General features: G+C 48.2%; 20 protein-coding genes. 14 read left to right on the plus strand and 6 right to left on the minus strand.

Translation table 11 applies throughout. The features are described 5' to 3' along the window. Positions 1 to 25 precede the first annotated feature (25 nt). From murC to ACTBZS_RS03825, 9 genes are all read left to right on the plus strand, one after another. A complete protein-coding gene (gene murC / locus ACTBZS_RS03785; RefSeq protein ID WP_463043311.1) occupies positions 26 to 1426 on the plus strand; it encodes a UDP-N-acetylmuramate--L-alanine ligase in 1401 nt (466 codons plus the stop codon). Positions 1427 to 1473: 47 nt separating this feature from the next. Continuing rightward, complete coding sequence (locus ACTBZS_RS03790) at positions 1474 to 2409, plus strand: D-alanine--D-alanine ligase (protein WP_460430471.1); 936 nt, start codon at positions 1474 to 1476, stop codon at positions 2407 to 2409. 6 nt (positions 2410 to 2415) lie between these two features. Then, positions 2416 to 3162 (plus strand): cell division protein FtsQ/DivIB, encoded by a 747-nt coding sequence (locus ACTBZS_RS03795; protein WP_463043312.1) that lies wholly within the window; start codon positions 2416 to 2418, stop codon positions 3160 to 3162. A 47-nt stretch (positions 3163 to 3209) separates the two neighbouring features. Further along, the gene (gene ftsA, locus ACTBZS_RS03800; RefSeq protein ID WP_460430470.1) at positions 3210 to 4424 is read left to right on the plus strand and encodes a cell division protein FtsA; all 1215 of its coding nucleotides are present in this window, start codon (positions 3210 to 3212) and stop codon (positions 4422 to 4424) included. Between the two features lie 131 nt (positions 4425 to 4555). After that, positions 4556 to 5749 carry a cell division protein FtsZ gene (gene ftsZ, locus ACTBZS_RS03805; protein ID WP_460430347.1) on the plus strand — a complete coding sequence of 398 codons (1194 nt, stop codon included), beginning with the start codon at positions 4556 to 4558 and terminating at the stop codon, positions 5747 to 5749. A 2-nt stretch (positions 5750 to 5751) separates the two neighbouring features. Continuing rightward, a complete protein-coding gene (gene lpxC, locus ACTBZS_RS03810; RefSeq protein ID WP_463043313.1) occupies positions 5752 to 6675 on the plus strand; it encodes a UDP-3-O-acyl-N-acetylglucosamine deacetylase in 924 nt (307 codons plus the stop codon). A gap of 53 nt (positions 6676 to 6728) precedes the next feature. Next, positions 6729 to 7139, plus strand: a complete 411-nt coding sequence (locus ACTBZS_RS03815; RefSeq protein ID WP_463043314.1) for a MerR family DNA-binding transcriptional regulator — start codon at positions 6729 to 6731, stop codon at positions 7137 to 7139. A gap of 24 nt (positions 7140 to 7163) precedes the next feature. Further along, positions 7164 to 8498 carry an RNA-guided endonuclease InsQ/TnpB family protein gene (locus ACTBZS_RS03820; protein WP_463043315.1) on the plus strand — a complete coding sequence of 445 codons (1335 nt, stop codon included), beginning with the start codon at positions 7164 to 7166 and terminating at the stop codon, positions 8496 to 8498. 9 nt (positions 8499 to 8507) lie between these two features. Next, positions 8508 to 8687 carry a hypothetical protein gene (locus ACTBZS_RS03825; RefSeq protein WP_463043316.1) on the plus strand — a complete coding sequence of 60 codons (180 nt, stop codon included), beginning with the start codon at positions 8508 to 8510 and terminating at the stop codon, positions 8685 to 8687. On the opposite strand, the gene ACTBZS_RS03830 is transcribed toward ACTBZS_RS03825, so the two are convergent. Beyond that, positions 8684 to 10543, minus strand: a complete 1860-nt coding sequence (locus ACTBZS_RS03830) for a calcium-binding protein (protein WP_463043317.1) — start codon at positions 10541 to 10543, stop codon at positions 8684 to 8686. The two genes, ACTBZS_RS03825 and ACTBZS_RS03830, sit on opposite strands and share 4 nt — an antisense overlap. A gap of 109 nt (positions 10544 to 10652) precedes the next feature. On the opposite strand from ACTBZS_RS03830, the gene ACTBZS_RS03835 reads away from it, so the two are divergent. The 3 genes from ACTBZS_RS03835 (at position 10653) to ACTBZS_RS03845 (ending at position 13840) form a co-directional block, all read left to right on the plus strand. Then, a complete protein-coding gene (locus ACTBZS_RS03835; protein WP_463043318.1) occupies positions 10653 to 11882 on the plus strand; it encodes a glycosyltransferase family 4 protein in 1230 nt (409 codons plus the stop codon). A gap of 6 nt (positions 11883 to 11888) precedes the next feature. Then, a complete protein-coding gene (locus ACTBZS_RS03840) occupies positions 11889 to 13478 on the plus strand; it encodes a M10 family metallopeptidase (protein ID WP_463043319.1) in 1590 nt (529 codons plus the stop codon). 62 nt (positions 13479 to 13540) lie between these two features. Then, positions 13541 to 13840: a hypothetical protein gene (locus tag ACTBZS_RS03845; protein WP_460430341.1), complete on the plus strand. Its 300-nt coding sequence runs from the start codon at positions 13541 to 13543 to the stop codon at positions 13838 to 13840. Between the two features lie 27 nt (positions 13841 to 13867). On the opposite strand, the gene rng is transcribed toward ACTBZS_RS03845, so the two are convergent. From rng to secA, 3 genes are read right to left on the minus strand one after another with little or no spacing between them, the layout of a single operon-like run. Continuing rightward, the gene (gene rng / locus ACTBZS_RS03850; protein WP_463043320.1) at positions 13868 to 15364 is read right to left on the minus strand and encodes a ribonuclease G; all 1497 of its coding nucleotides are present in this window, start codon (positions 15362 to 15364) and stop codon (positions 13868 to 13870) included. Beyond that, positions 15364 to 15993 carry a Maf family protein gene (locus ACTBZS_RS03855; protein WP_463043321.1) on the minus strand — a complete coding sequence of 210 codons (630 nt, stop codon included), beginning with the start codon at positions 15991 to 15993 and terminating at the stop codon, positions 15364 to 15366. The genes rng and ACTBZS_RS03855 overlap by 1 nt, the downstream gene beginning before the upstream one ends. After that, entirely contained in the window at positions 15972 to 18695 is a 2724-nt protein-coding gene (gene secA / locus ACTBZS_RS03860) for a preprotein translocase subunit SecA (RefSeq protein ID WP_463043322.1), read from the minus strand. The genes ACTBZS_RS03855 and secA overlap by 22 nt, the downstream gene beginning before the upstream one ends. Positions 18696 to 18948: 253 nt before the next feature. On the opposite strand from secA, the gene ACTBZS_RS03865 reads away from it, so the two are divergent. Together ACTBZS_RS03865 and ACTBZS_RS03870 are read left to right on the plus strand one after the other, a co-directional pair. Beyond that, positions 18949 to 20136: an HD-GYP domain-containing protein gene (locus tag ACTBZS_RS03865; RefSeq protein ID WP_460430337.1), complete on the plus strand. Its 1188-nt coding sequence runs from the start codon at positions 18949 to 18951 to the stop codon at positions 20134 to 20136. Between the two features lie 120 nt (positions 20137 to 20256). Next, a complete protein-coding gene (locus ACTBZS_RS03870) occupies positions 20257 to 21987 on the plus strand; it encodes a methyl-accepting chemotaxis protein (RefSeq protein WP_463043323.1) in 1731 nt (576 codons plus the stop codon). A gap of 108 nt (positions 21988 to 22095) precedes the next feature. Here the strand turns inward: ACTBZS_RS03870 and ACTBZS_RS03875 are convergent, their stop codons facing one another. Both ACTBZS_RS03875 and pyrE read right to left on the minus strand, forming a co-directional pair. Beyond that, positions 22096 to 22587, minus strand: a complete 492-nt coding sequence (locus ACTBZS_RS03875) for an aminoacyl-tRNA deacylase (protein WP_460430335.1) — start codon at positions 22585 to 22587, stop codon at positions 22096 to 22098. Positions 22588 to 22592: 5 nt separating this feature from the next. After that, the gene (gene pyrE, locus ACTBZS_RS03880; protein WP_022654131.1) at positions 22593 to 23240 is read right to left on the minus strand and encodes an orotate phosphoribosyltransferase; all 648 of its coding nucleotides are present in this window, start codon (positions 23238 to 23240) and stop codon (positions 22593 to 22595) included. Positions 23241 to 23304: the final 64 nt, after the last annotated feature.

Consider the following 23304-nt stretch of genomic DNA (forward strand, 5'->3'; position numbering starts at 1 on the left):
CTAAATTTATAGAAGCGTTTGTGCAATGAAACATAAAGTTAAACATATCCATTTTGTCGGTATTGGTGGGGTTGGCATGTCGGGGATTGCTGAGGTGTTATTAAACCTTGGTTATCGTATTTCTGGGTCGGATGTCGCCGATGGGGTTGTGACTCAGGCGTTAAAGCGCGCGGGTGCCGAGATTTTCTTTGGTCATGATGCCCATTATGTCGCTGGGGCGGATGTGGTGGTGACCTCAAGCGCGGTTAAAGCGGATAACCCTGAAGTGATCGCTGCACGGGTGGCTGGGGTGCCGGTGGTACCTCGCGCCATGATGTTGGCAGAGTTGATGCGCTTTAAGCAGGGGATTGCGATTGCCGGTACCCACGGCAAAACCACAACCACCAGTTTAGTGGCATCAATTTTAGCGGCTGCCGGCCTTGATCCGACTTTTGTGATTGGGGGACGTTTAGAAGCGGCAGGGAGCAATGCCCGTTTAGGCTCGGGGGAGTTCTTGGTTGCAGAGGCGGATGAATCTGATGCCTCGTTTTTGCATCTGATGCCGGTGATGTCGGTGGTGACGAATATTGATGCTGACCATATGGATACCTATGGTCATGACTTAGAGAAATTACGCCAAGCTTTTATCGATTTTTTACATCAGTTGCCTTTCTATGGCCGTGCTGTGTTGTGTATGGATGACCCCGGTGTGCAGGCGATTTTGCCGCAGGTAAAAAAACCCGTGACCACCTATGGCATCACCAGTGCGGCCCAATTACGGGCAGAAAATATCCAAGCGGTGGCAGGCACCATGTGCTTTGAAGCCTGTTGGAAAGAAGAGCAACACAGTTATCGTTTACCGATTACCTTGAATCTACCCGGCCGCCACAATGTGTTGAACGCGCTGGCAGCGATTGCAATTGGGTTGGAATGTGGTGCCAGTCATGCCGCTATTGTGAAAGCGCTTGCGGAATTTTCTGGCGTGGGGCGACGTTTCCAGCGTTATGGTGAGTTGGCATTACCAGATGGCCGCCGTTTTACCTTGGTGGATGATTATGGTCACCACCCTGTTGAAATGGCTGCCACACTAGAAGCCGCCCGCGGGGCGTTTCCTGATCGACGCTTAGTTTTGGTATTTCAGCCTCATCGCTATACCCGTACGCGTGATTTATTTGAAGACTTTGTGCGTGTGTTATCAAAAACCGATGCCCTGATTTTGACAGAAGTGTATGCCGCAGGTGAGCAGGCTATCGTGGCGGCGGATGGGCGTGCGTTGGCACGTGCTGTCCGTGTATCGGGCAAAGTAGAACCCGTGTTCGTGGAACAGATGGCGGAGTTACCTGCCTTGGTATTAAATCAAATCCATGATGGGGACGTGGTGATGACAATGGGGGCAGGGTCGATTGGCTCGTTGCCGAACAAATTAGTCCAAATGGTAAACGCATAAAGGATTGCAGCGTGGAAACACCGATTTCTTTTTCCATTGACCCTACCATGCAAGCTCGTTATGGCAAGGTGGCGGTGTTATTAGGTGGCCACTCTGCCGAACGTGAAGTGTCTTTGATGAGTGGTCAGGGGGTGTTACAAGCTTTACGCAGCCGAGGTGTTGCGGCTTATCCTTTTGATCCTGCAGAAAAACCGTTATGGGTGTTAAAAGAAGAAGGGTTTGACCGTTGTTTTTTGGTGTTGCATGGCCGTGGTGGTGAAGATGGCACCGTGCAAGCGGTATTAGAAGTGCTGGGTTTGCCCTACACCGGTTCTGGGGTTATGGCTTCTGCCATTGGGATGGATAAATTCCGTACTAAGCTGGTATGGCAAGCCTTAGGGATTTCAACCCCCGATTGTGTGGTATTGACAGCAAATAGTGACTTTACTGCATTAGAACAACAGCTCGGTTTGCCTTTGATGGTTAAACCTGCCCATGAAGGGTCGTCGATTGGGATTGTCAAAGTCACTCAGCCCGGGCAACTCGCATTGGCGTATCGTGAAGCGGCGAGCCGTGATTCGTTGGTGATTGCAGAAAAATTTGTACATGGTCAGGAATACACTGCGCCCGTGCTTGGTACACAAGCACTGCCCTTGGTGAGAATTGAAGCTCCGCAGGGCAATTATGATTATGAGCATAAATATTTTACTGATGATACCCAATACTTCTGCCCCAGTGGTCTAGATGCCGAACTTGAAGCCAACATCCAACAACTGGTGTTACAAGCGTTCAAGGCAGTAGGTGCAGAAGGCTGGGGACGCATTGATTTAATGTTAGATGCGGCACAACAACCGTGGCTATTAGAAATCAATACCACGCCGGGTATGACCAGCCACAGTTTGGTGCCGATGGCTGCTCGGGCCGCTGGTCTTGAATATGAAGACCTTTGTTTGGCGGTATTAGACAGTACCTTGGCCGATGACGGGAAGCGACACAAGGAATAACCCGCCATGTGGGATAATCATCAGGCCTTAAAAGCGATTGCTAACCTGTTGTTCACAGCGGCATTTTTGATGTTGCTGTACGCCGCAGGTTTTTGGCTTGCACACTCGCCTTATGTCCCCGTCAAAAAAATTCGTATTGATGGCGAATTGAATCATGTTACGGCTGAGCAGTTACGTGCGATTGCTGAAAATGAACTCAAAGGGACTTTCTTCACCTTGAATCTTGATGCGACCCGCGCTGCGTTTGAAAAGTTGCCGTGGGTGCGGCGTGCCGCAGTGCGCCGACAATGGCCAGATCAGCTCGATATTTGGATTGAGGAGCATGTGGCTGTTGCTCGTTGGGATGAGACCGGATTGTTATCGTCTAAGGGTGAATGGTTTGATGCCGCCACCAGTGATGTATTGCCGCTGGCGCATGGCCCTAAAGGCAGTGAAAAACAACTGGCAGAAGGTCTTATAAAATTTACTGAAATTTTGGCTCGAGCCGATTTAAAGCCGATCGAATTTCGCCTAGAAGCGCGTCAAGCTTGGGAGCTGGTGTTAGAAAATGGCATGGTATTAAAGCTTGGGCGGGTTGATGTTGAACCACGGCTCCAACGATTTGTTGGGCAATGGACACGACATTTAGCCACTTTGCCTTATCGAATTGAGTATATCGATCTGCGTTATCCAAACGGATTCGCAGTTAAGATGCCCGACTACAAACCGGGTGTGAACAAGATGCCGTCGCGTCTGACGGCCCCAGCAGCCTAAGAGACATTGGGAGCGATGTGGTGAGCAAACCCAAGGAACACAATCAGATGCTAGTTGGCCTCGATATTGGCACGTCCAAAATCGTGGCGGTGGTGGCAGAAGTGCTTGAAGATGGTTCAATTAACATCATCGGCATGGGGAATGCCCCATCGCGTGGCTTGCGTAAAGGCATGGTGGTGAATATTGAATCCACCGTCAAAGCCATTCAGCGAGCGATTGAAGAAGCCGAACTGATGGCTGATTGCAAGATTCATGAAGTATTTACAGGGATTGCCGGCAGTCATATCAAGAGTGTGAATTCTCATGGCATGGTGGCAATTCGTGATGGAGAAGTGACACAAGCGGATATTGATCGGGTCATTGAAACTGCCCGCGCTGTGACTATTCCTCCCGATCATCAAGTCTTGCATATTCTGACTCAAGAATTTTGCATCGATGGACAAGAAGATGTGCGCGAGCCACTCGGCATGTCGGGGGTACGGCTTGAGGCACGGGTGCACATTGTGACCGGTGCGGTCTCGGCGGTGCAAAACATCAATAAATGTGTTCGTCGCTGTGGCTTGGATACCTTGGACTTGATTTTACAGCCATTGGCTTCGGCCACAGCTGTTTTGACCGATGACGAGCGTGATTTGGGTGTCTGTTTGATTGATGTGGGTGGAGGAACAACCGATATCGCAGTGTTTGTGAATGGTTCGATTCGTCATACGGCGGTGATTCCGATTGCTGGTGATCAAATGACTAACGACATTGCGATGGCGTTACGGACACCCACCAAAGAAGCGGAAGAACTCAAAATTGCGCATGGTTGTGCCTTAGCCCGTTTGGCAGATCAAGGTGAGATGATCAATGTGCCGGGGGTGGGCGAACGCGGCACTCGGCAGCTCTCACGGGCTACGCTGGCAGAGGTAATTGAACCACGTGTTGAAGAGTTGTTTACCCTCGTCCAACAAGAGTTGCGCCGCAGCGGGTTTGAGGATGTGATTTCATCCGGTGTGGTATTGACTGGCGGCTCTGCTTTGATGCAAGGGATGTGTGAATTGGCAGAGGAAGTCTTTCATATGCCAGTTCGTGTTGGGGTGCCAAAGTATTTTGGCGGTTTAGCCGGTGCAGTGAAAAACCCTCGCTTCTCAACAGCAGTGGGTTTGTTGACGTTAGGTAAAGAACAAATTCACCGTCCTAGCCCAGTTGAGAAAAACGAAAACGGCTCAGTGGGGCATTTATTTAGTAAAATGAAAGCATGGTTTGCCGGCAACTTTTAAACTAATTACCTTAATTTTTGGCAAATTTAACAAGGTCCCTGCGTAAACCACTGGCTGGGGATAACATTTTTTAATTCAAGATAACGTAGTTCGGGCAAAGATCTTTACGGAATTGAATCGAGGAGGCTGTGATGAGTATGGTGTTCGAAATGGTGGACGAGGCGCATGCCAAAGAAGCCATTATTAAAGTAATCGGTGTCGGTGGCGGAGGATGTAACGCAGTCGACAATATGATTGATGCCAGCGTGCAAGGTGTTGAGTTTATTTGTGCCAATACCGATGCAAAAGCATTAAAACGCAATAAAGCCTCAACCCTGATTCAGCTTGGACAAACCCTCACTAAAGGTTTGGGCGCGGGTGCTTTGCCTGAAGTGGGGCGTAACGCTGCGATTGAAGACCGTGACCGCATTGCAGAATCTTTACGTGGTTCGAATATGGTGTTTATTGCCGCAGGGATGGGCGGTGGTACGGGAACAGGTGCGGCGCCGGTTGTCGCAGAAATTGCAAAAGATTTGGGAATTTTAACGGTTGCTGTGGTGACTAAACCGTTTATGCACGAAGGTAAACGGATGAAAATTGCGCAGGATGGCATCGACTCCCTACGCAAGCATGTTGACTCGCTGATTGTCATCCCCAATGAAAAATTGATGGAAGTGTTAGGTGATGATGTCACCATGCGCGATGCCTTCCGTGAAGCAGATAATGTTCTGCGTGGTGCGGTTGCGGGGATTGCTGAAGTGATCACCACCCCTGGTTTAATCAGCGTTGACTTTGCTGATGTACGCACAGTGATGAGCGAAATGGGGATGGCGATGATGGGCTCGGCGTTGGCCAGTGGTGTTGATCGTGCGCGTGTAGCAGCGGAACAAGCAGTGGCAAGCCCATTGTTAGATGACATTACCTTAGATGGGGCTCGTGGCGTGTTGGTGAATATCTCGACTGCACCGGGTTGTCTGAAGATGAAGGAATACCACGAAGTAATGGGGATTATTCGTCAATATGCTGATCCTGATGCACAGGTAAAATTCGGTACAGCAGAAGTCGAAGACATGGAAGAAGACGAGATTCGGGTGACTTTGATTGCCACCGGTTTGACTGCACGCAAACCGACTCGTGAAGACCGTCCGGATATTCGCGTCGTCCGCACTGGCACCGACAATTCTCCGCTAGAACCATTATCCGGTTTAGCTGAATTAGATCGTCAGCCAGCGGTGATGCGTCGCGCGCGTCGTCCAGCCACATCGGTTGAACCGGTTGATTTCACCAAACCAGAAATCAGTGAGTCTTACGATATTCCCGCTTTCTTGCGCAAGCAAGCGGATTAACCATGATCTATCAGCGAACACTCAAAACAGTGATAACAGCAAGCGGAGTGGGTCTGCACTCTGGCGACCGCATCCGCTTAACCCTTCGACCGGCACCGGTCGACTCGGGTATCGTTTTCTGCCGCACAGATTTGCCCGAACCCTGTGCGCTGAAAGCCGACCCCACGCTTGTGAATGACACGCGGCTATCCTCGACGCTAGTTAATCCACAAGGTGTGCGGGTTGGCACTATTGAACACTTGATGAGTGCGTTTGCTGGGTTGGGGATTGACAATATTGTGGTCGAAATGACGGCACAGGAAACCCCTATTATGGATGGGAGTGCTGCGCCGTTTATTTTTTTACTACAATCTGCGGGGATTATTGAACAAAAACCTGCTTTAAAAAAATTTATTCGTATTAAAGAGCCGTTATACGTGAGCGAAGGCGATAAATGGGTGCGTTTGGATCCTTATGAAGGATTTAAAGTCAAACTGTCCATTGAATTTAATCATCCCGTTTTTCGCCGCTCACCGCAGACGGTAGAAGTCGATTTTGCCCAACGTTCTTATATCGATGAAATTGCTCGTGCACGGACATTTGGCTTTATGCACGAAGTTGAAACCATGCGTAATCATGGGCTTGGTTTAGGTGGAAATCTTGATAATGCTATCGTGATTGATGATGAATATGTGTTAAATCAAGATGGCCTGCGTTTTCCCGATGAGTTTGTCAGACATAAACTGCTCGACGCTATCGGTGATTTATATATCATTGGACATCCTCTGATTGCTGCTTTCTCTGGCCATAAATCTGGTCATGCCCTCAATAATCAGCTGCTACGGGTTTTATTGAGCACCCCACAGGCTTGGGAATTTGTCACTTTCCAATCTTCCGATGCAGCCCCTTCTAGTTTTCATCAACTTCCTGAATCAATGACGGTCTAAACGCTTACCTTATCACCACAGATGTCAGGAGGTAGACTCTAGCATTGCAAATAATGCGCGTTAGTGTATTCAAGGCGGCGAAGCTGCTGGGCGTCTCGGTTAAGACCTTGCAGCGATGGGATCGTGAAGGGAGGTTGGTTCCGGTAGCGCGGACGGACAGCGACCGACGCCTGTATACCGAAACACAAATCCGTGAGTTCATCGGCTTGCGGCAGGTGGCAAATACGCCAACGAAGCTGGTCGCCTATTGCCGCGTGTCCAGTGCGGCGCAGAAGCCAGATTTGGCGAATCAGCGCAAAGTGCTGGAAGAGTTCGTGGCGGCAAAGGGACTGGCGAACGTCGAATTCATCGAAAAAATTGGCAGCGGCCTGAACTTCAAGTCGTCACGGTTGTATGGGTTGAGGCACTACCGAAAAAAGCTAGACGAGGCATTCAAGAAAGATGCAGAACATGGGCCAACCTGAGAAAGCGACCATGCAGTGATGCACTTGACCCACAAAATTGCCCTGCGTCCGACGCCTGAACAGGCAGACTATTTCAACTGCGCCTGTGGTACGGCACGGCGTGTGTGGAACTGGGCATTAGCCGAGTGGAAAAAACAGTACGTAGCTGGGCAAAAGCCCAACGCAATGGCGCTGAAAAAACAGTTCAACGCGATTAAGTACAGCGATCCGCAATGGCTCGACGAGAATGGGCAACCGTGGATCAAGACCATCCACCGCGATGCCCACGCGCAGCCGTTTGCACATCTTGCAAAGGCATGGAATCGGTTCTTCGCTGAAATCAAAGCCGGTAAGCCCGCCCATGAACCGCAGTTCAAGAAAAAGGGACATTGCCGCGACAGCTTCTATGTGGCAAACGACAAATTCAGCCTCTCGGGCAAAACGATCCGCCTGCCAAAGATTGGTGATGTGGTTTTGACTGAAGCGCTGCGCTTTGAGGGAAAGATTCTTGGAGCGACGGTTTCGCGCACGGCAAATCGCTGGTTCGTGGCCATTCAGGTTGAAGTGCCAAACACGCAGTTCTACCGTCAACGCACTGCGCATGGGATTAGCGGCATCGACTTGGGACTCAAGGCTGCCGCGACCCTCTCCAGCGGCGAATCCATCCAAGCACCCAAACCGCTTAAAGCTGCACTGCGTAGGCTGAAAATCCGTGGTCGGCGCCTTAGCCGCAAGCATGAAGCCGCAAAAATCACCGCTGGCTTTGCACCCAACGCCAACCTACCCAAAGGCGCGAGATTGCCTGTTTCCAACAATCGCAAGAAGTCCTCTGTGACATTGGCAAAGCTACATGCCCGCATTGCCAATATCCGAGCGGATTTCACCCACAAGCTCACGACTCGGCTCTGCCGTGAAAACCAAGCGGTGGTGATCGAAGATTTGCACGTCAAAGGCATGCTGGCGAACGACAAACTCGCCCGCGCCATCAGTGACGTGGGATTTGGGATGTTTCGCTTGCAGATCGAATACAAGGCAAGGCGCTATGGCACCCAGCTAATCATCGCTGACCGCTGGTATCCGAGCAGCCGCCTGTGCTCAATCTGTGGCTGGAAAAACGAGGCACTGACATTGAAGGATCGGGAATGGGTCTGTCCGCAATGTGGCACACACCACGACCGTGATCTCAATGCAGCACTCAACCTAAAACGGCTGGCAACCGCAACTGCTCTACCCGTGGCGAGTTCGCCCAGTAATGGCGACGCTACGACAGGAATGGTTCCTGTCGCAGTCGGGAAAGTGACGCCTGTCAGATACGAATGTGGTCAGCAAGACATGTCGGGGCAGGAAAAGAACCGTGCGCACTTTAGCGCACCTTCTTGATAGCAGCGCATGATGCTGTTTTTTCGTCTTTGGTTATTTGGGTTGATTGTAGGTGGCGGTTGGGCATTGGTTTGCTTCCTCTTTACCCGCGACCGCCGCTACCTACGCACTAGCCGTGCGATTGTACTTTCTTCCCTACTTTTTGCTGCTGTGTTGGTGGGATTGCGTTTTTTGCAACGATTATTTTAAACAATTGTAAATGGATTATTTAAAAGAACATTCCAGCTACCACTACCAGATTGTACCGTACCGATCAGATGGATCTCATCAGTTGAAATATTATTGATATCTTTATCATTCTGAATAAGCCAGATATCAGCTTCTTGACGGCGAATATCTGTTGTGATGAGCACTGAACGTAAAGCCCCTGTAGGGTTATTAAAAACATCATCTGCAGTAATTCCATTGCCAACAAAAAGCCCTTGAATATCATTATGCTTGGGTGCTATTGGGATATTTCCACTTTCCCACCGACCATTCGCCTCAATAATATAAACAGAGCCATTTGTAATATTTTGTGCTGCTGTTTTATAGATGACAATAGGTGTCCCTGGTTTGGGTGCTTTGGTATACCCTAATAACTGGCTGAAGTCTAAACTATCTTTCCCTATTCCATAATCGGTAATTGTGATATGGCTATTACTGTCTATATATGCATTATGGTTATTAAATTTAAAGGTATCATTTCCTAATCCTCCTGTAATTGAGTCAGCCCCTGATCCAACAAAGATAGTATCATTTCCTAGTCCGCCAGTAATTTTATCATTACCTGAACCAGTGATAATTTTATCTCCATTATTTGAAGCTTGATAAATGATATTTTTATTGCCAGTGCTAGTGAACTCAACTGCGCCTTTGCCGGTTAGTAACCCCATATCAAAGTTAGATAGATTTGAGAGGTCTGATCCAGATAGAGATAGAATGCTACCTTTAATATTTGTGTTAATCTCTTTACTTGATCCTAAGATCAAACTAGGTGTGTCGAGGTTGATTTTAAGTGTAGAAGAAATTTCTCCAGATAAGCTAATGCTACTTCCTGCTAAATTGGAGAAAAAATCATAGAATTTAGTTTCTATTGAAGTATCTTTACCAAAAACTTGTTCTGCTTTAATGCCTGAAAAATCTTTATCTGTGAATGTAATACTGAATTTGCTGCTTACTGAAGAATCATGCTTTGCTGCTTTTCCTGATAGAGAAATTTCAATAAACGAGTTATCTTTACTAACAATTTTAGATGTAATTCCTTTCGGAATAGAGGTTTGTAATTGCTTCAGAATGGTATCGGCGGCTGAACTAGAAAAATTGGCACCATCTAAACTAAAAAATAGAGATTTCTCTTTGATACTACCATCGTTAACATCTGTCTCGTTAATGGTTGTACTTGAAAAATTAAGCTTTGGCCATTCTAAAGGCGAACTCGCCAGTACATCTTTTGCTGTCGATGTAAAATCCTTAGTTAAGGCTGTGGTTAATTCTGTATTGGTTGGATGACTTCTATTAATAGCAAGATAGGTCAGTGCAACTTCTGCTTTTTTTGCTAACTGATTGACATATGCTGCGCTAGGTTGATTGATGACATAGTTAACCACATCTCCTCTGGTGATTTCTCCTCGATTTAAAAGATAAACTGCTTCTGTCAATAATTTAACATTGATGGCTGAGCCAACGACATCACTGTAAATTTTTTGAACAAAGGTTGTATTATCCTTCATACCGTCATCACTGTATTGCTTACCCGGTATTTGTAGTGCAAGATTTGCAATCTGTGCAATAGATTGACCACCCTTATGCATATTTATTGCAGCAAGATAGGTGGGATAGTCTGGCACACGATCCAAGACCGTTAAGAAAATCTTTGCAATTTCTTCTGCTCCTCCATTTGTGCGAGAAGGTGAACTATAAATAGAAGTTAAAATATCAGTCAGTGATTTTTCTCCAGTATCCACGCTACGAACTGCAACTGTAATCTCATCTGAGGGCTCACTACCCGTCAGGATTTTATAAAAGTTACTGATTAAATCTGTAGTATTACTGGTGAAAGCCATGACATATCCTTATCAGAAAAATCGACTACATAGTACGTTGGATGGTAACCTGATTCAATGTTATCAACTATCATTGCGTTTGCTAAATTGAGGCAAGTTGCTACGTTTTATGAAAAAAATCTTACTCGTTCATCAAAATTTCCCTGGTCAGTATAAACACCTTGCCCCAGCCCTCGCTGCTCGAGGTGATCAAGTGGTGGCCTTAACTATCAATCCTGCCCCCGCTATGTCGGGTGTACAAGTGTTTCGCTATGGACTCACTAGAGGTGCATCTTCAGCGATTCATCCACTGATAGCAGAGCAAGAGGTGAAAGTGATCCGTGGTGAATCTTGCGCTCGTGCTGCTCGTGCATTAAGAGAACAAGGCTTTGTGCCTGACATCATTTGTGCACATCCGGGCTGGGGCGAAGCTTTGTTCTTAAAAGATGTATTTCCTGAAGCTGCTTTACTGTTGTTTCACGAATTTTTTTATCACGCCCGTGATTTTGATGTTGGCTTTGACCCAGAATTTCCTGCTCAGGGGTTGGAAAGCGATCAGCGTTTACGGATGAAAAACGCCCATCTTTTATTATCTTTCAATGCCGCAGATGCCCTCGTTACACCGACTTATTTTCAGCGAAACACGCTACCTGTCTGGGCACATCCCATTACGGAAGTGATTCATGATGGAATTGATACCCAGAATCTGTTGCCCGATCCCACCGTGTCTCTGACCATTGATGGTAAAGCGTTGCGCTATGGTGATCCTATCGTGACATTTGTGAACCGCAATCTTGAGCCATACCGTGGTTATCACCAATTTATGCGCGCTTTGCCATTATTACAACAACAATGCCCTGAAGCGCAGATTGTGATCGTAGGCGGCGATGATGTGAGTTATGGGGCACGACCGTCTGCCGGAAAAACGTGGAAACAGATTTTCCTTGAAGAAGTAGAAAGTGAACTGGATCTGAGCCGGATTCATTTCGTAGGTACGTTGGCTTACCCACAGTTCATCACTTTACTGCGACTATCCGCTGCTCATGTTTACTTAACCTATCCTTTTGTATTGTCTTGGTCGTTGATTGAGTCGATGAGCTTGCAGTGTCCGATTGTTGCTTCAGATACAGCGCCGGTCCGTGAGGCTATCCGTCATGGTGAGAATGGATTATTGGTGGATTTCTTCCAGCCTCGTCAATTAGCCGATGCCATCGCACGCCTACTCAAGCAACCCGACTATGGACGGCAGCTTGGTGCACAAGCAAGAAAAACCGCCGTTGCAAACTATGATCTAAAAACCGTGTGTTTACCGCAACACTTGGCATTGATTGATCGTCTTATTGATATGAGAAAAGGCTAAATAGTCATGGAAAAAACACTCGTTGCGACCGCTGCCGGTTCAACTTCTCTTTCCCCTGCTTTTCCAAACCCAATCTTGAAAACCAAATTCAGTGGCGATTATCGTATTGATGCTTTAATTGAGGATATTGATTTTCGTTGGAATAAGGATAAACCTGTTGGCTCAGCAGTTGAAGTGACCTTCAGTTTCATGGAAGCAAAACCCATTTATGGTGGAACAGACGATGGTTCTGGTTCGGGGTTTTATCGTTTTTCTGAACAACAGAAACAGGCTACTAGGGATATACTCAAAGATATCTCTGCACAGACAGGCTTAACATTTCGTGAGGTGAATGATTCTAGCCAAACTTATGGGCAACTTCGCTTTGGTAGTAACGATCAGACTAAATCCTCAGGATACGCTTGGCTCCCTTATTCAAACACAGGGAGTTATGCTGATAGAAATGGTGATGTTTGGATTAGTCGCGATTATGCAAGTAACCAAACACCGGGACATTTCAACTATGCGACTTTAGTTCATGAAACATTACATGCTTTAGGTTTGAAACACCCCGGTGATTATGATGCAGGAGGTGAAAATGAAACCTTGAGTGGTAATTATCTAGGCGTTAAAGAAGATAATTTGCAGTACACTACAATGTCCTACCGTGATGCTGCAAATGGTTTGGAGTTACAGCAAAAGGGGATGGGACTTTATGATTTATTAGCATTACAGTATCTATATGGCAGTAAAGCTTATCAAATTGGAGATAATGTCTATCGTTTTACAGATCAAAATGGTCAGGCAATGCAGTTGTTAAATGATACTGCAGGATATGATATTTTGAATTTTTCAGCTATTTCGACTGGCTTGACGATTGATATCAATGAAGGAGGATTTGCCTCATTTGGTAAAACCAATGACGGTAGAAATAGTGCTGATAATCTAGCAATGGCTTTTGGTACGCAAATTGAGGAAGTCGTTGCGACGGATAACAATGATATTATCACCGGTAATTCTTTAGCGAATGTCGTTTATTTGCGACGCGGCACAGATCGTTTCAATGGTGAAAAAGGATTGGATACTGCTGTTTTAGAAGGACGAATGCAGGATTATCAACTGCAGCTGACCAACAACAGCTCAATCATTTTGAATCCTATTTCTGCGCAATTAGATGGAAGCAAAACCCTGAATCAAGTCGAACGAGTGGGTTTTAGTGATGGTTATTTTGCCTTTGATGTGGGTATGAACCAAAACGGCGGTAAAGCATATGCATTATGGTATGCAGGATTTGACCGTGCGCCGGCACCCAAAGAAATTGGACGTTGGTTGGCTGAGTTTGATGCAGGAAAAACCATGTCACAAGTCGCTGATAGTATGTTAAAAGCGTATGCACCAACGGTCAGTCACCAAGATTTAGTCAGTGTCTTGTATCACAATGTCGTGGGTTTTTGGCCAGACCAAGCGGTATTAAATCTTTATACTGGTATGTTACAACGAGGTGAGCAGACACAAGCGAGTCTATTTGCCTTAGCCGCCACGACAGCTGAGAACCAGAATCAGGTTATTGCTGTGGTTGGGAGTCAATTTGCTTATCAGCTGGACGGACAAGCTTAATTTTTTGAGGATGAGAACGGATGTTGGGTCACAAAAAGCCAATTGGGCGATGGATTGTTGTCATGCTGTGGTGTTTCAGCAGTGGTATGGCGTTGGCACAAACAGCAGATGAGGCTTTGTTGGCGGCTCAACTCAATTTTCAACGTGCAAAAGCCAGTATTGATGAAGCAGACAAAAAACTGCAATTGGCCACTCAAGCCCATACGCTGGCAGAACAACGATTGTTGGATGCGCAGCGTATGTTGCAGCAGGCTAGCCAAGATTTACAGCAAGCGCAGCTAGGCCGGCAAACTGCAGACACGGATTTGTTAGAAGCTACCGAGCGTTTGAATCAAGCATGGCGGCGTAAACAGGCAGAGTGATTCTCTTAAAATGCTGCAGCGGTAAGATCAAAGCAACACAATATCAAACTGTTCTTGGCTATACGCAGTTTCAACCTGTAGCGAAATGGGTTTACCGATAAAATCGACTAACATCGCCAGTGATTGTGATTCTTCGTCGAGGAACATATCAATCACCGGTGGCGAAGCTAGGATGCGGAATCCGCGTGTTTCAAATTGGCGTGCTTCACGCACAATTTCTCGTTGAATTTCATAACACACTGTCTGTGCGGTTTTAATCTCGCCTCGCCCTTGGCAGGTAGGACACGGTTCACATAACACATGGGCTAAACTCTCGCGGGTCCGCTTACGGGTAATCTCAACCAAGCCCAAACTGGTAAACCCGTTAAGGGTGACACGGGTTCGGTCACGGGCTAAAGCTTTTGCCAATTCGTTTAATACCGCTTGTTTGTGCTCGTCGCTGTCCATGTCGATAAAATCGACAATAATAATCCCGCCGAGATTGCGTAATCTGAGCTGTCGTGCAATGACGTGGGTGGCTTCTAAATTGGTTTTAAAAATCGTTTCATCAAAGTTACGCGTGCCAACAAAGCCACCCGTGTTGACATCAATCGTTGTCATTGCCTCAGTTTGATCGATGATGAGATAACCACCAAACTTCAGATTGACTCGTCGTGCTAATGCGCGATCGATTTCTTCTTCAATCCCATGTAGTTCAAACAAAGGACGTTCGCCGCTATAGCGTTCAATCCGACTCATCACTTGGCTGACATATTGCGCTGCAAATTCGGCCATCTTTTCGTAATTCTCTGTCGAATCAACGATGATTTTTTCTGTGTTTTCACTGACCATATCGCGTAATACACGCAGCGATAGGGATAAATCTTGGTAGAGTACTGTTTCGGGTGGCATCAGCTTAGTTTGTTGGCCAATATCAGCCCAAAGTTTAGTCAGGTATTCGATATCGGCAGCTAATTCTTCATCCGTGGCGGTATCGGCACTGGTGCGAATGATATAACCGTGTGGACCGATATTCGGTAATAAGGCTTCTAATCGGCTTTTGAGCTGGTGGCGTTCGGTTTCCGACTCTATTTTTTGCGAAACACCAATATGGTTTTCTTGTGGTAAGTGGACTAAAAAACGTCCTGCCAAACTGATTTGTGTCGAGAGCCGTGCACCTTTGGTACCGATAGGGTCTTTAATCACTTGCACTAACAGCGTTTGTCCTTCCCGCAGCATATTTTCGATGCGTTGGGTTTCTGCAGGGTGTTGTCGTTGTTCGAGGATATCTGCGACATGAAGAAAAGCGGCCCGTTCTAACCCAATCTCGATGAATGCCGATTGCATTCCTGGTAACACGCGCCGTACTTTACCAAGATAGATATTGCCCACAATCCCTCGGCTTGCAGTCCGTTCGATATGCAGCTCCTGTACCACGCCATCTTCAATAATTGCCACCCGTGTTTCCTGTGGGGTGATATTCACCAGAATCTCATCACTCAATCGGACACTGTCGCGGGGGGGGAGCGGTATTGGCGCACTCATCAGGATTCTTTCGGCTGTAAAACAAAAGGGATAGCAAAGCGTTGTAGCAATAAAGCAGTTTCGTGCAGTGGAAGACCCATGATGCCAGAGAAACTACCGTCAATTTTACGGACAAAGGTTTCGGCTAAGCCTTGGATGCCGTATGCCCCTGCTTTATCAAACGGTTCTCCGCTGGCGAGATAGTGCGCTAACCACGTATCAGGAATTGTAAAAAAACTCACATCACTTTGAGAGACCACACTGACGATCTTATCTTGATCGGCAATAGCGACCGCAGTAAAGACTTGATGCTGTTGGCCCGACAGCTGCTGCAACATCGCTCGGGCATGAGCAGGCGTATCTGGTTTACCAAAAATGGTTGAACCCAAAGCAACGGTGGTATCTGCAGCGAGTACAGGCTTGCTTGGCAGGCCTTGTTGTTGACACAGTTGTTGCGTAGCAAGGGCTTTGGCGCGTGCGAGTCGCTCCACATAGTGCAAAGGAGCTTCCCCATCCATTTCCGTTTCATCGATATGGCTGGGGATAACGTGATACACCACCCCCAACCGCGTCAATAATTCGGCGCGGCGAGGGCTGGCAGAAGCCAAATACAGATCGACTGCGGCGGTCATGCCAGCTTGCCGTGGCATTGTTTGTATTTCTTCCCTGATCCGCATGGGCAAGGGTCGTTACGCCCCACACGGATGCCTTGGGCTGCCAGATTTTCTGGGCTGTACGGGTTACCGTTTTCCTCATCCTGTTGCATAGGGTGCAAGCTGTCTGTGGCGGCGGGATGATTCGCGATGCCGGCGATGGTCTCCGGCTCTACCGCATCGACATCTTCTTGCCCACGCACTTGAACGGTCATCAAGATTTGTGCGACATCGCGCTTAATCCGTTCCAACATATCAGAGAACAGTTCAAACGCTTCGCGTTTGTATTCTTGTTTCGGATTTTTCTGGGCGTAGCCACGTAGATGAATCCCTTGCCGCAGGTGATCGAGTGCAGCGAGGTGTTCGCGCCAATGTTGATCAAAATGTTGTAACAACACAGCACGTTCAAATTGCCGCATTACATCCACACCAGCCAGATCAATTTTGGCCTGATATTGGTCACGCGCAAGGTCTAACAAGCGTTGTTTGATCGCGACCAAATCGGCATGTTGATCTTGGCTTAGCCAATCGGCGATTGGGGAACGTAGTTGGAATTCGGCATGTAAAGCCATTTCCAAACCCGCCACATCCCATTCTTCTTCCATCGACTCAGGCGGAATATGGGCGTCAAACAAGCTGGACAGCACATCATCGCGCATGGTGCTTACCATCTCGGCAACGTCCTGACTTTCTAGAATCTCGTTGCGTTGTTGGTAAATCACACGGCGTTGATCGCTGGCAACATCATCGTATTCCAACAGTTGTTTACGGATATCAAAGTTACGGCCTTCTACCTTGCGTTGGGCATTTTCAATCGAACGGGTCACCCAAGTGTGTTCAATCGCTTCGCCTTCTGGCATTTTCAGCTTGTCCATGATGGCTGCGACGCGATCAGAGGCAAAAATCCGCAACAAAGGATCTTCTAAACTGAGATAGAAACGGCTAGAGCCCGGATCCCCTTGTCGGCCGGCCCGTCCGCGTAGCTGGTTGTCAATCCGGCGTGATTCATGGCGCTCGGTGCCGATAATGTGTAAACCACCGGCAGCCAACACCGCATCATGGCGTTGTTGCCATGCTTGCCGTAAATCGGCAATGCGTTGAGTTTTTTGTTCTGAGCTGAGTGTTTCGTCCACTTCGATAGCACGAATTTCAGGTTCGGGATTCCCCCCCAACACAATATCCGTTCCTCGGCCTGCCATATTGGTGGCAATGGTCACAGCGCCAGGACGCCCCGCTTGGGTGATGATGTCGGCTTCTCGGGCATGTTGTTTTGCATTCAACACTTCATGACTGAGCCCTTCTCGTTGTAACAGCTGCGACAACAATTCAGAGCTTTCAATCGATGTGGTACCCACTAACACCGGCTGTCCACGTTCGCGACAAGCACGAATATCTGCGACGATAGCCGCATTTTTTTCTTGCGATGTTTTATAGACCAGATCGAGATGATCTTTCCGCACCATCGGACGGTTAGTCGGGATAATGACCGTCTCTAAACCGTAAATTTGCTGGAATTCATACGCCTCAGTATCCGCAGTCCCCGTCATCCCCGACAGTTTTTGATACAGCCGGAAGTAATTTTGGAAGGTAATCGAAGCGAGAGTTTGGTTTTCGCGTTGAATAGCGACATTTTCCTTCGCTTCAACGGCTTGATGCAGCCCTTCTGACCAACGGCGGCCAGACATCAGACGGCCGGTAAATTCATCGACAATGACCACTTCGCCGTTTTGCACCACATAGTGTTGATCTTTGTGGAATAGCGCGTGGGCCTTCAAAGCGGCGTTGAGGTGATGCATCAGGGTGATATTGGTTGCCGAATACAGACTATCGCCTTCTTTCAACAAACCTGCCTCAATCAGCAAGGCTTCTGCATGTTCATGGCCTGCTTCTGATAACAACACTGAGTGTGCTTTTTCGTCCACCCAATAATCACCTTCGCCTTCTTCTTCTTGTTGCCGAATCAGTTTTGGCGGGATGGCATTCATGCGGCGATAGAGATCAACATTATCTTCGGCAGGGCCGGAAATAATCAGCGGTGTCCGTGCCTCATCAATCAAAATCGAGTCAACTTCATCCACGATGGCAAACGACAACGGACGTTGTACCCGTTCCATTGGGCTATAGACCATATTGTCACGCAGATAGTCAAAGCCAAATTCGTTGTTGGTACCGTAGGTGATATCAGCTGCATAGGCCTCTTGTTTTTGATCATGTGGCATCTGCGACAAATTGACGCCAACGGACAAGCCGAGGAAGTTATACAGCCGCCGCATAATGTTGGCGTCACGTTGTGCCAGATAATCGTTCACTGTCACGACATGCACGCCTTGTCCGGCCAAGGCATTGAGATAGGCGGGTAGGGTAGCCACCAAGGTTTTCCCCTCACCTGTCCGCATCTCAGCGATTTTGCCATCATTGAGCACCATGCCGCCGATCAGCTGGACGTCAAAGTGCCGCATATTCATCACTCGCCGGCTGGCTTCACGGCATACGGCGAAGGCTTCGGGTAGCAGCTGTGCCAATGTTTCGCCATTGCTCAATCGTTGGCGAAATTCAGCAGTTTTGGCTGTTAATTCAGCATCCGTCAGCTTTAGTAAACCCTCTTCAAGTGCGTTAATGCGAGTCACCGTCTGTCGGTATTGTTTAAGCAAGCGGTCATTGCGACTGCCGAATACTTTTTTGAGCAACGTGGAAATCATTGGAGTCTTTTAGTCTAGGGCTAGGCCAAGGAAATGGCGTCAAGTGTAGCACAGCGCAACCCTAATCAGCATCGATAGGTCTTTTTTGATAATGTTTTTGTCATTAAACATCTTTAAAAATGCTTATGTTGTTGCTCATGTTGACGTCAATCAAAAATTGATAAATTTGTTTCATTTACCCCTATGCGAATATAGAAAAGTTCTGTCTTATTGCAGCCTTGTCATAAACCTTTAGCTTAGAGTGTGGAAGGCCATGCGTCGCATCCGCCAGACCGATTTGGTTCTTAACGAACCCCTACCTTGGGCACTGCACGACGAGCACGGCAATTTGCTGTTGCGCCAAGGTTATGTGATTACCATGCAACGTCATGTCGATAGCCTACTTGCGCGCGGGGTGTTTGTGCGTGAAGCTGGCGATGATGACGAACCGATGGTAGATGGTGGGCCGCTGCCTGCCAAAACTGTGCAACTCAAAGATCCTGTCTTTGCTCGGGCTGATAGTATGGCCCTGAGCTTAAAGCGTTTATTCGCCTTAGCCTTACAAGATCCCGGTCGAGTTGATTTTTCCACCCATGTGCAAACCTTGGCTAATCATTTGATTGAAGCTGCACAAGACGACCCAGACAGTCTATTGGCGGCCAGCCATCTCGATCGCCAAAATCCCTATCGGGTGATTCAGCAATTTCTCGGTGCGTGTTTAACGGCCTTGTTAGCCCCTGCTGTCGGCATTGCCGGTCAGGAAAAAGTGATGCTAGTTTGTGCGGCACTGACGCGTGACCTTGGCCTATGGCCAATGGATGAAGCACTCGCCGGAGCAGGCAAAACCCTTTCTGACAGTCAGCGGGCTTTGGTGAATGAACATTCGGTGCGCTCGGTGGCCTTGTTACAACGGCAGGGGGTCACCGAAAGTCTGTGGTTGCAATGGGTGAGTCAACATCACGAGCGTTGTGATGGTACTGGCTATCCGGCTAAGTTAGCGGGAGATCAGTTGGATGCCGGCACCCGCCTGCTTGGTCTGTGCGATTCGTATGCCGCGATGGTCATTCCCTATCCAGCGCGTAAACCGCAATTTCCTGCTAATGCTTTGCGGCAGCTCTTTTTAGAGCGTGAAACCCGTTATGATGCTTTGCAAGTTGCCGCTTTATTTAAATTACTCACAAAATATCCGCCTGGGGCATTGTTGAAACTGAACACCGGTGAAATTGCTGTGATTAAAGCGCGCCCTACTGCCCCCGAGCTACCACCCACCTCTTTTGTGTTGTATGACGTACAAGGTATGCCCATGTTGCAACCGAAACCCTGTCATATTGTGAATCCTGAACAGCAAGTGACGGCGATGGTGCCGGTTGAAGAATGTCGTTCTGCTTCGCTGATTATTAAACGGTTGTGGTTAAAGCCCGAGGCCAGTAAAGAAAAAGAAACTGTTGCTGCGGCTTCTTAATGCTGTGGTGGGTTGAGATTAAATCTGGATAGCAAAATCAACATAGGAGGGCGAGAACAGGGGCATGATTATCATGCTGTGCTATCCCTGCCTGCGGTGTCACAGCAGGTCTCTCGCAACATGACGATGAAACAGAATCTGCCTGTTATTGATCGAGAAACCGAACTCGAAGAAGGTGTTTCGCTGGTTTCGAAAACCGATTTAAAGGGGGTCATTACCTATGCCAACGAAGCATTTATCAAGGTCAGTGGCTTTTCTGCTGATGAGTTGATTGGGCGTAGTCACAATATCGTCCGCCATCCCGATATGCCGCCAGCGGCCTTTGCGTGGATGTGGCGCACCCTACAACGTGGCCGCCCTTGGCGTGGTTTGGTGAAAAATCGCTGTAAAGACGGCGGTTTTTATTGGGTTGATGCTTGTGTTGTGCCGGTGCGAAAGAATAACGAAACCATCGGCTATATGTCGGTACGGCAACGCGCTGATCGTAAAGAAATTGAACGCACAGAGGCGCTTTATGCACAGTTGCGTGAAACCGGCGCAGGCATTCCCGAACGCAAATTGCCCAATTTAATGACCATTAAAAATGGTTTTTGGTTGGGGTGTATTTTTGTGATTTTCCTGATGCTTGCTGGTGGTATCTTGGGGATTGGTGGCTTGCGGCTATCGAATGATGCCTTGACCTCGTTGTATCAACAACAACTGATTCCGATTGGTAAGATCAGCGAGATCGACCGATTGATGCTAGAGAATCGGGCGGTTTTGCTCGAATTTCAGCGTGATGCCGATCAACAACGGCAAGGGGATGAACAGGCGATGACTCCTGCCTCGCGCCTTGCTGATATTCAGGCACGGCGCACCGAGATGGAACGCTTATGGCAGGAAGTACAAGCGGTTGAAATGGATGTCGCTGCAAAAAGTGCGCGGCTGGCATTTGAACACCGCTACCAGCGTTATCTTGAGCATGGCCTAAAACCGATTGAAGCCGCTTTAGCCGCCGGTCAATTCGAACGCGCCGCCCAGTTAGTTTCGTTGCATTTATCACCGCTGTATCACGAGGCGGCACAAACCAACCAAAAACTGCAACAAACCATGCGCGCGAACGCTCAAATAGCCTATCAAGAAACCCGTGAACGCAACCGCAGTATTTGGGAAGCCGCCATGGCAGGGATTGCGTTTGGTATTTTTGCGGTGTTGATTGTGGGCGCGATTTTCCTGCGCGATATTGTGCAGCCGTTAAATAAAGCCATCACGCGTTTTGACCGTATTGCACAGGGTGATTTAACCGACCCAGTGGATTTATCTGGTCATGGTGAAACCGGACAGCTAAACCGCGCCATTGCGACGATGCAGCTGCATTTAAAAGTGATGATGGATGAGATCAGTTTGGTCTCGAATCGCATCTATGGCAGCTGCCATCATCTCAATACCGCCTTGTTTGAAGTGGCGGAACATTCGGAAGAACAGCACGACCGGGTATATCAAGCCACAGCTGCGATGCGTGATACGGTTGCCGAATCGGGGCGTTTGGGTGAACAAGTGGAGCAGTTGGCGACGACGGCAGAACAGTTGCACTTTACGGTTCGTGATCGTGAGCTGATTCGGGCGGAGTTGGAAAGTTTGGCGCAGCAGGTGATGGCGCTGGCACAACAGGCGGCGGTATCGACACGCTTGCAGGCGTTTGGTGCAGAAGAGATTGCGGAAAAAATGGGGCAGATTGCTGAGTTAATTGTCGATAATCGCCATGAAACCCAATCGGCGTATGCCGCTTCTGAACGCCTTAAAACCGCAGCCGATCAGCTTAAACAGTTAGTGGGATATTTCGAAACCACGAAGTCGGTAAACCCACAATAGCTTGTTGCGCAGAGTGTGGGTGCATTGACGAATGCGCCATATCTGGACTGGTATGGCGCGTTCTTTGTGCTTAGGTTTCGCGGTATGTTGGCAGTTAGCGACTGCCCATTAAGCGTCTTTAGGAATCGCTACATCAACCAGCGTAGGTTGTAGGATCGGCAAAATTGCCTGAGGCGAGAGGCCAACCAGATAACCGCGTTTACCCCCATTGAGGTAAATTTTCTCTAAATCGACAATGCTGGCCTGCATATAAACCGGCATCGGATTACGGGTACCAAATGGGCTGGTACCGCCAACAAGATAGCCCGAGTGTTTATTGGCAACCTCTGGCGGGCAGGGGGTGATGGTTTTAACCCCGATCTGCCGCGCCAAATTTCGCGTTGAAACCTCACAATCACCATGCATCAACACAATCAGTGGCTTGCGCTGCTCGTCTTGCATGATCAATGTTTTAATCACCACATGCTCATCAACGCCTAAGGCTTGCGACGACACTCGCGTGCCGCCTTTTTCCTCGTAGTCGTACAGATGATCGCTGAACACAACCCGATGTGCGCGTAGCACACGAATAGCGGCGGTGACAGGCGGCTTCTGGCTCATCTAAGTTAGCCCTCAACACCATATTGCGCCCGATAAGCGGCGACGGCATCGCGATATTGCGCGAGTGCTTCACTGTCTTGCAAAAAGGTCATTAAATCACGCAGCGTGGCAATCGCAATGACGGGAATGCCATATTGCTGTGCCACTTCTTGAGTCGCAGACAATTCACCTTGCCCACGCTCCATGCGGTCTAATGCAATCGCTACCCCCGCTGGCTCCGCACCCGCAGCCCGAATCAGATTGACCGATTCACGGACGGATGTACCCGCAGAAATCACATCATCAATAATCAAAACTTTGCCTTGCAACGGTGCCCCGATCAGCACCCCACCTTCGCCGTGGTCTTTGGCTTCTTTGCGGTTAAACGCCACAGGAATATCTCGGCCATGCTCCGCCGCCAACATCATCGACGTGCCAGCAGCAAGGGTAATGCCTTTGTAAGCAGGGCCAAAGAGCATGTCGAATTGGACACCAGATTCGGTAATCGAACGTGCGTAGAAACGTGACAAGGCTAACAAGCTTTGGCCGTGGTTGAACAAACCGGCATTGAAGAAGTAAGGAGATAAACGCCCGGCTTTGGTCACAAACTCGCCAAAGCGTAGCACTTGTTCATCTAGGGCAAAACGAATGAAATCTTGACGAAAATCGCTCATGGTATCCAAGCTCAACGATGAAAAATGCGACAAGGATACCATGAGCTTTTATGTCTTTGCTGCA

This window comes from Aquaspirillum sp., assembly GCF_055136605.1.

What these genes read in the sequence shown, in the direction of transcription:
- murC (WP_463043311.1), top strand. Translation starts at nt 26, where the DNA reads ATGAAACATAAAGTTAAACATATCCATTTTGTCGGTATTGGTGGGGTT.
- ACTBZS_RS03790 (WP_460430471.1), top strand. Translation starts at nt 1,474, where the DNA reads ATGCAAGCTCGTTATGGCAAGGTGGCGGTGTTATTAGGTGGCCACTCT.
- ACTBZS_RS03795 (WP_463043312.1), top strand. Translation starts at nt 2,416, where the DNA reads ATGTGGGATAATCATCAGGCCTTAAAAGCGATTGCTAACCTGTTGTTC.
- ftsA (WP_460430470.1), top strand. Translation starts at nt 3,210, where the DNA reads ATGCTAGTTGGCCTCGATATTGGCACGTCCAAAATCGTGGCGGTGGTG.
- ftsZ (WP_460430347.1), top strand. Translation starts at nt 4,556, where the DNA reads ATGAGTATGGTGTTCGAAATGGTGGACGAGGCGCATGCCAAAGAAGCC.
- lpxC (WP_463043313.1), top strand. Translation starts at nt 5,752, where the DNA reads ATGATCTATCAGCGAACACTCAAAACAGTGATAACAGCAAGCGGAGTG.
- ACTBZS_RS03815 (WP_463043314.1), top strand. Translation starts at nt 6,729, where the DNA reads ATGCGCGTTAGTGTATTCAAGGCGGCGAAGCTGCTGGGCGTCTCGGTT.
- ACTBZS_RS03825 (WP_463043316.1), top strand. Translation starts at nt 8,508, where the DNA reads ATGATGCTGTTTTTTCGTCTTTGGTTATTTGGGTTGATTGTAGGTGGC.
- ACTBZS_RS03830 (WP_463043317.1), bottom strand. Translation starts at nt 10,543, where the DNA reads ATGGCTTTCACCAGTAATACTACAGATTTAATCAGTAACTTTTATAAA.
- ACTBZS_RS03835 (WP_463043318.1), top strand. Translation starts at nt 10,653, where the DNA reads ATGAAAAAAATCTTACTCGTTCATCAAAATTTCCCTGGTCAGTATAAA.
- ACTBZS_RS03840 (WP_463043319.1), top strand. Translation starts at nt 11,889, where the DNA reads ATGGAAAAAACACTCGTTGCGACCGCTGCCGGTTCAACTTCTCTTTCC.
- ACTBZS_RS03845 (WP_460430341.1), top strand. Translation starts at nt 13,541, where the DNA reads ATGCTGTGGTGTTTCAGCAGTGGTATGGCGTTGGCACAAACAGCAGAT.
- rng (WP_463043320.1), bottom strand. Translation starts at nt 15,364, where the DNA reads ATGAGTGCGCCAATACCGCTCCCCCCCCGCGACAGTGTCCGATTGAGT.
- ACTBZS_RS03855 (WP_463043321.1), bottom strand. Translation starts at nt 15,993, where the DNA reads ATGCCACGGCAAGCTGGCATGACCGCCGCAGTCGATCTGTATTTGGCT.
- secA (WP_463043322.1), bottom strand. Translation starts at nt 18,695, where the DNA reads ATGATTTCCACGTTGCTCAAAAAAGTATTCGGCAGTCGCAATGACCGC.
- ACTBZS_RS03865 (WP_460430337.1), top strand. Translation starts at nt 18,949, where the DNA reads ATGCGTCGCATCCGCCAGACCGATTTGGTTCTTAACGAACCCCTACCT.
- ACTBZS_RS03870 (WP_463043323.1), top strand. Translation starts at nt 20,257, where the DNA reads ATGACGATGAAACAGAATCTGCCTGTTATTGATCGAGAAACCGAACTC.
- ACTBZS_RS03875 (WP_460430335.1), bottom strand. Translation starts at nt 22,587, where the DNA reads ATGAGCCAGAAGCCGCCTGTCACCGCCGCTATTCGTGTGCTACGCGCA.
- pyrE (WP_022654131.1), bottom strand. Translation starts at nt 23,240, where the DNA reads ATGAGCGATTTTCGTCAAGATTTCATTCGTTTTGCCCTAGATGAACAA.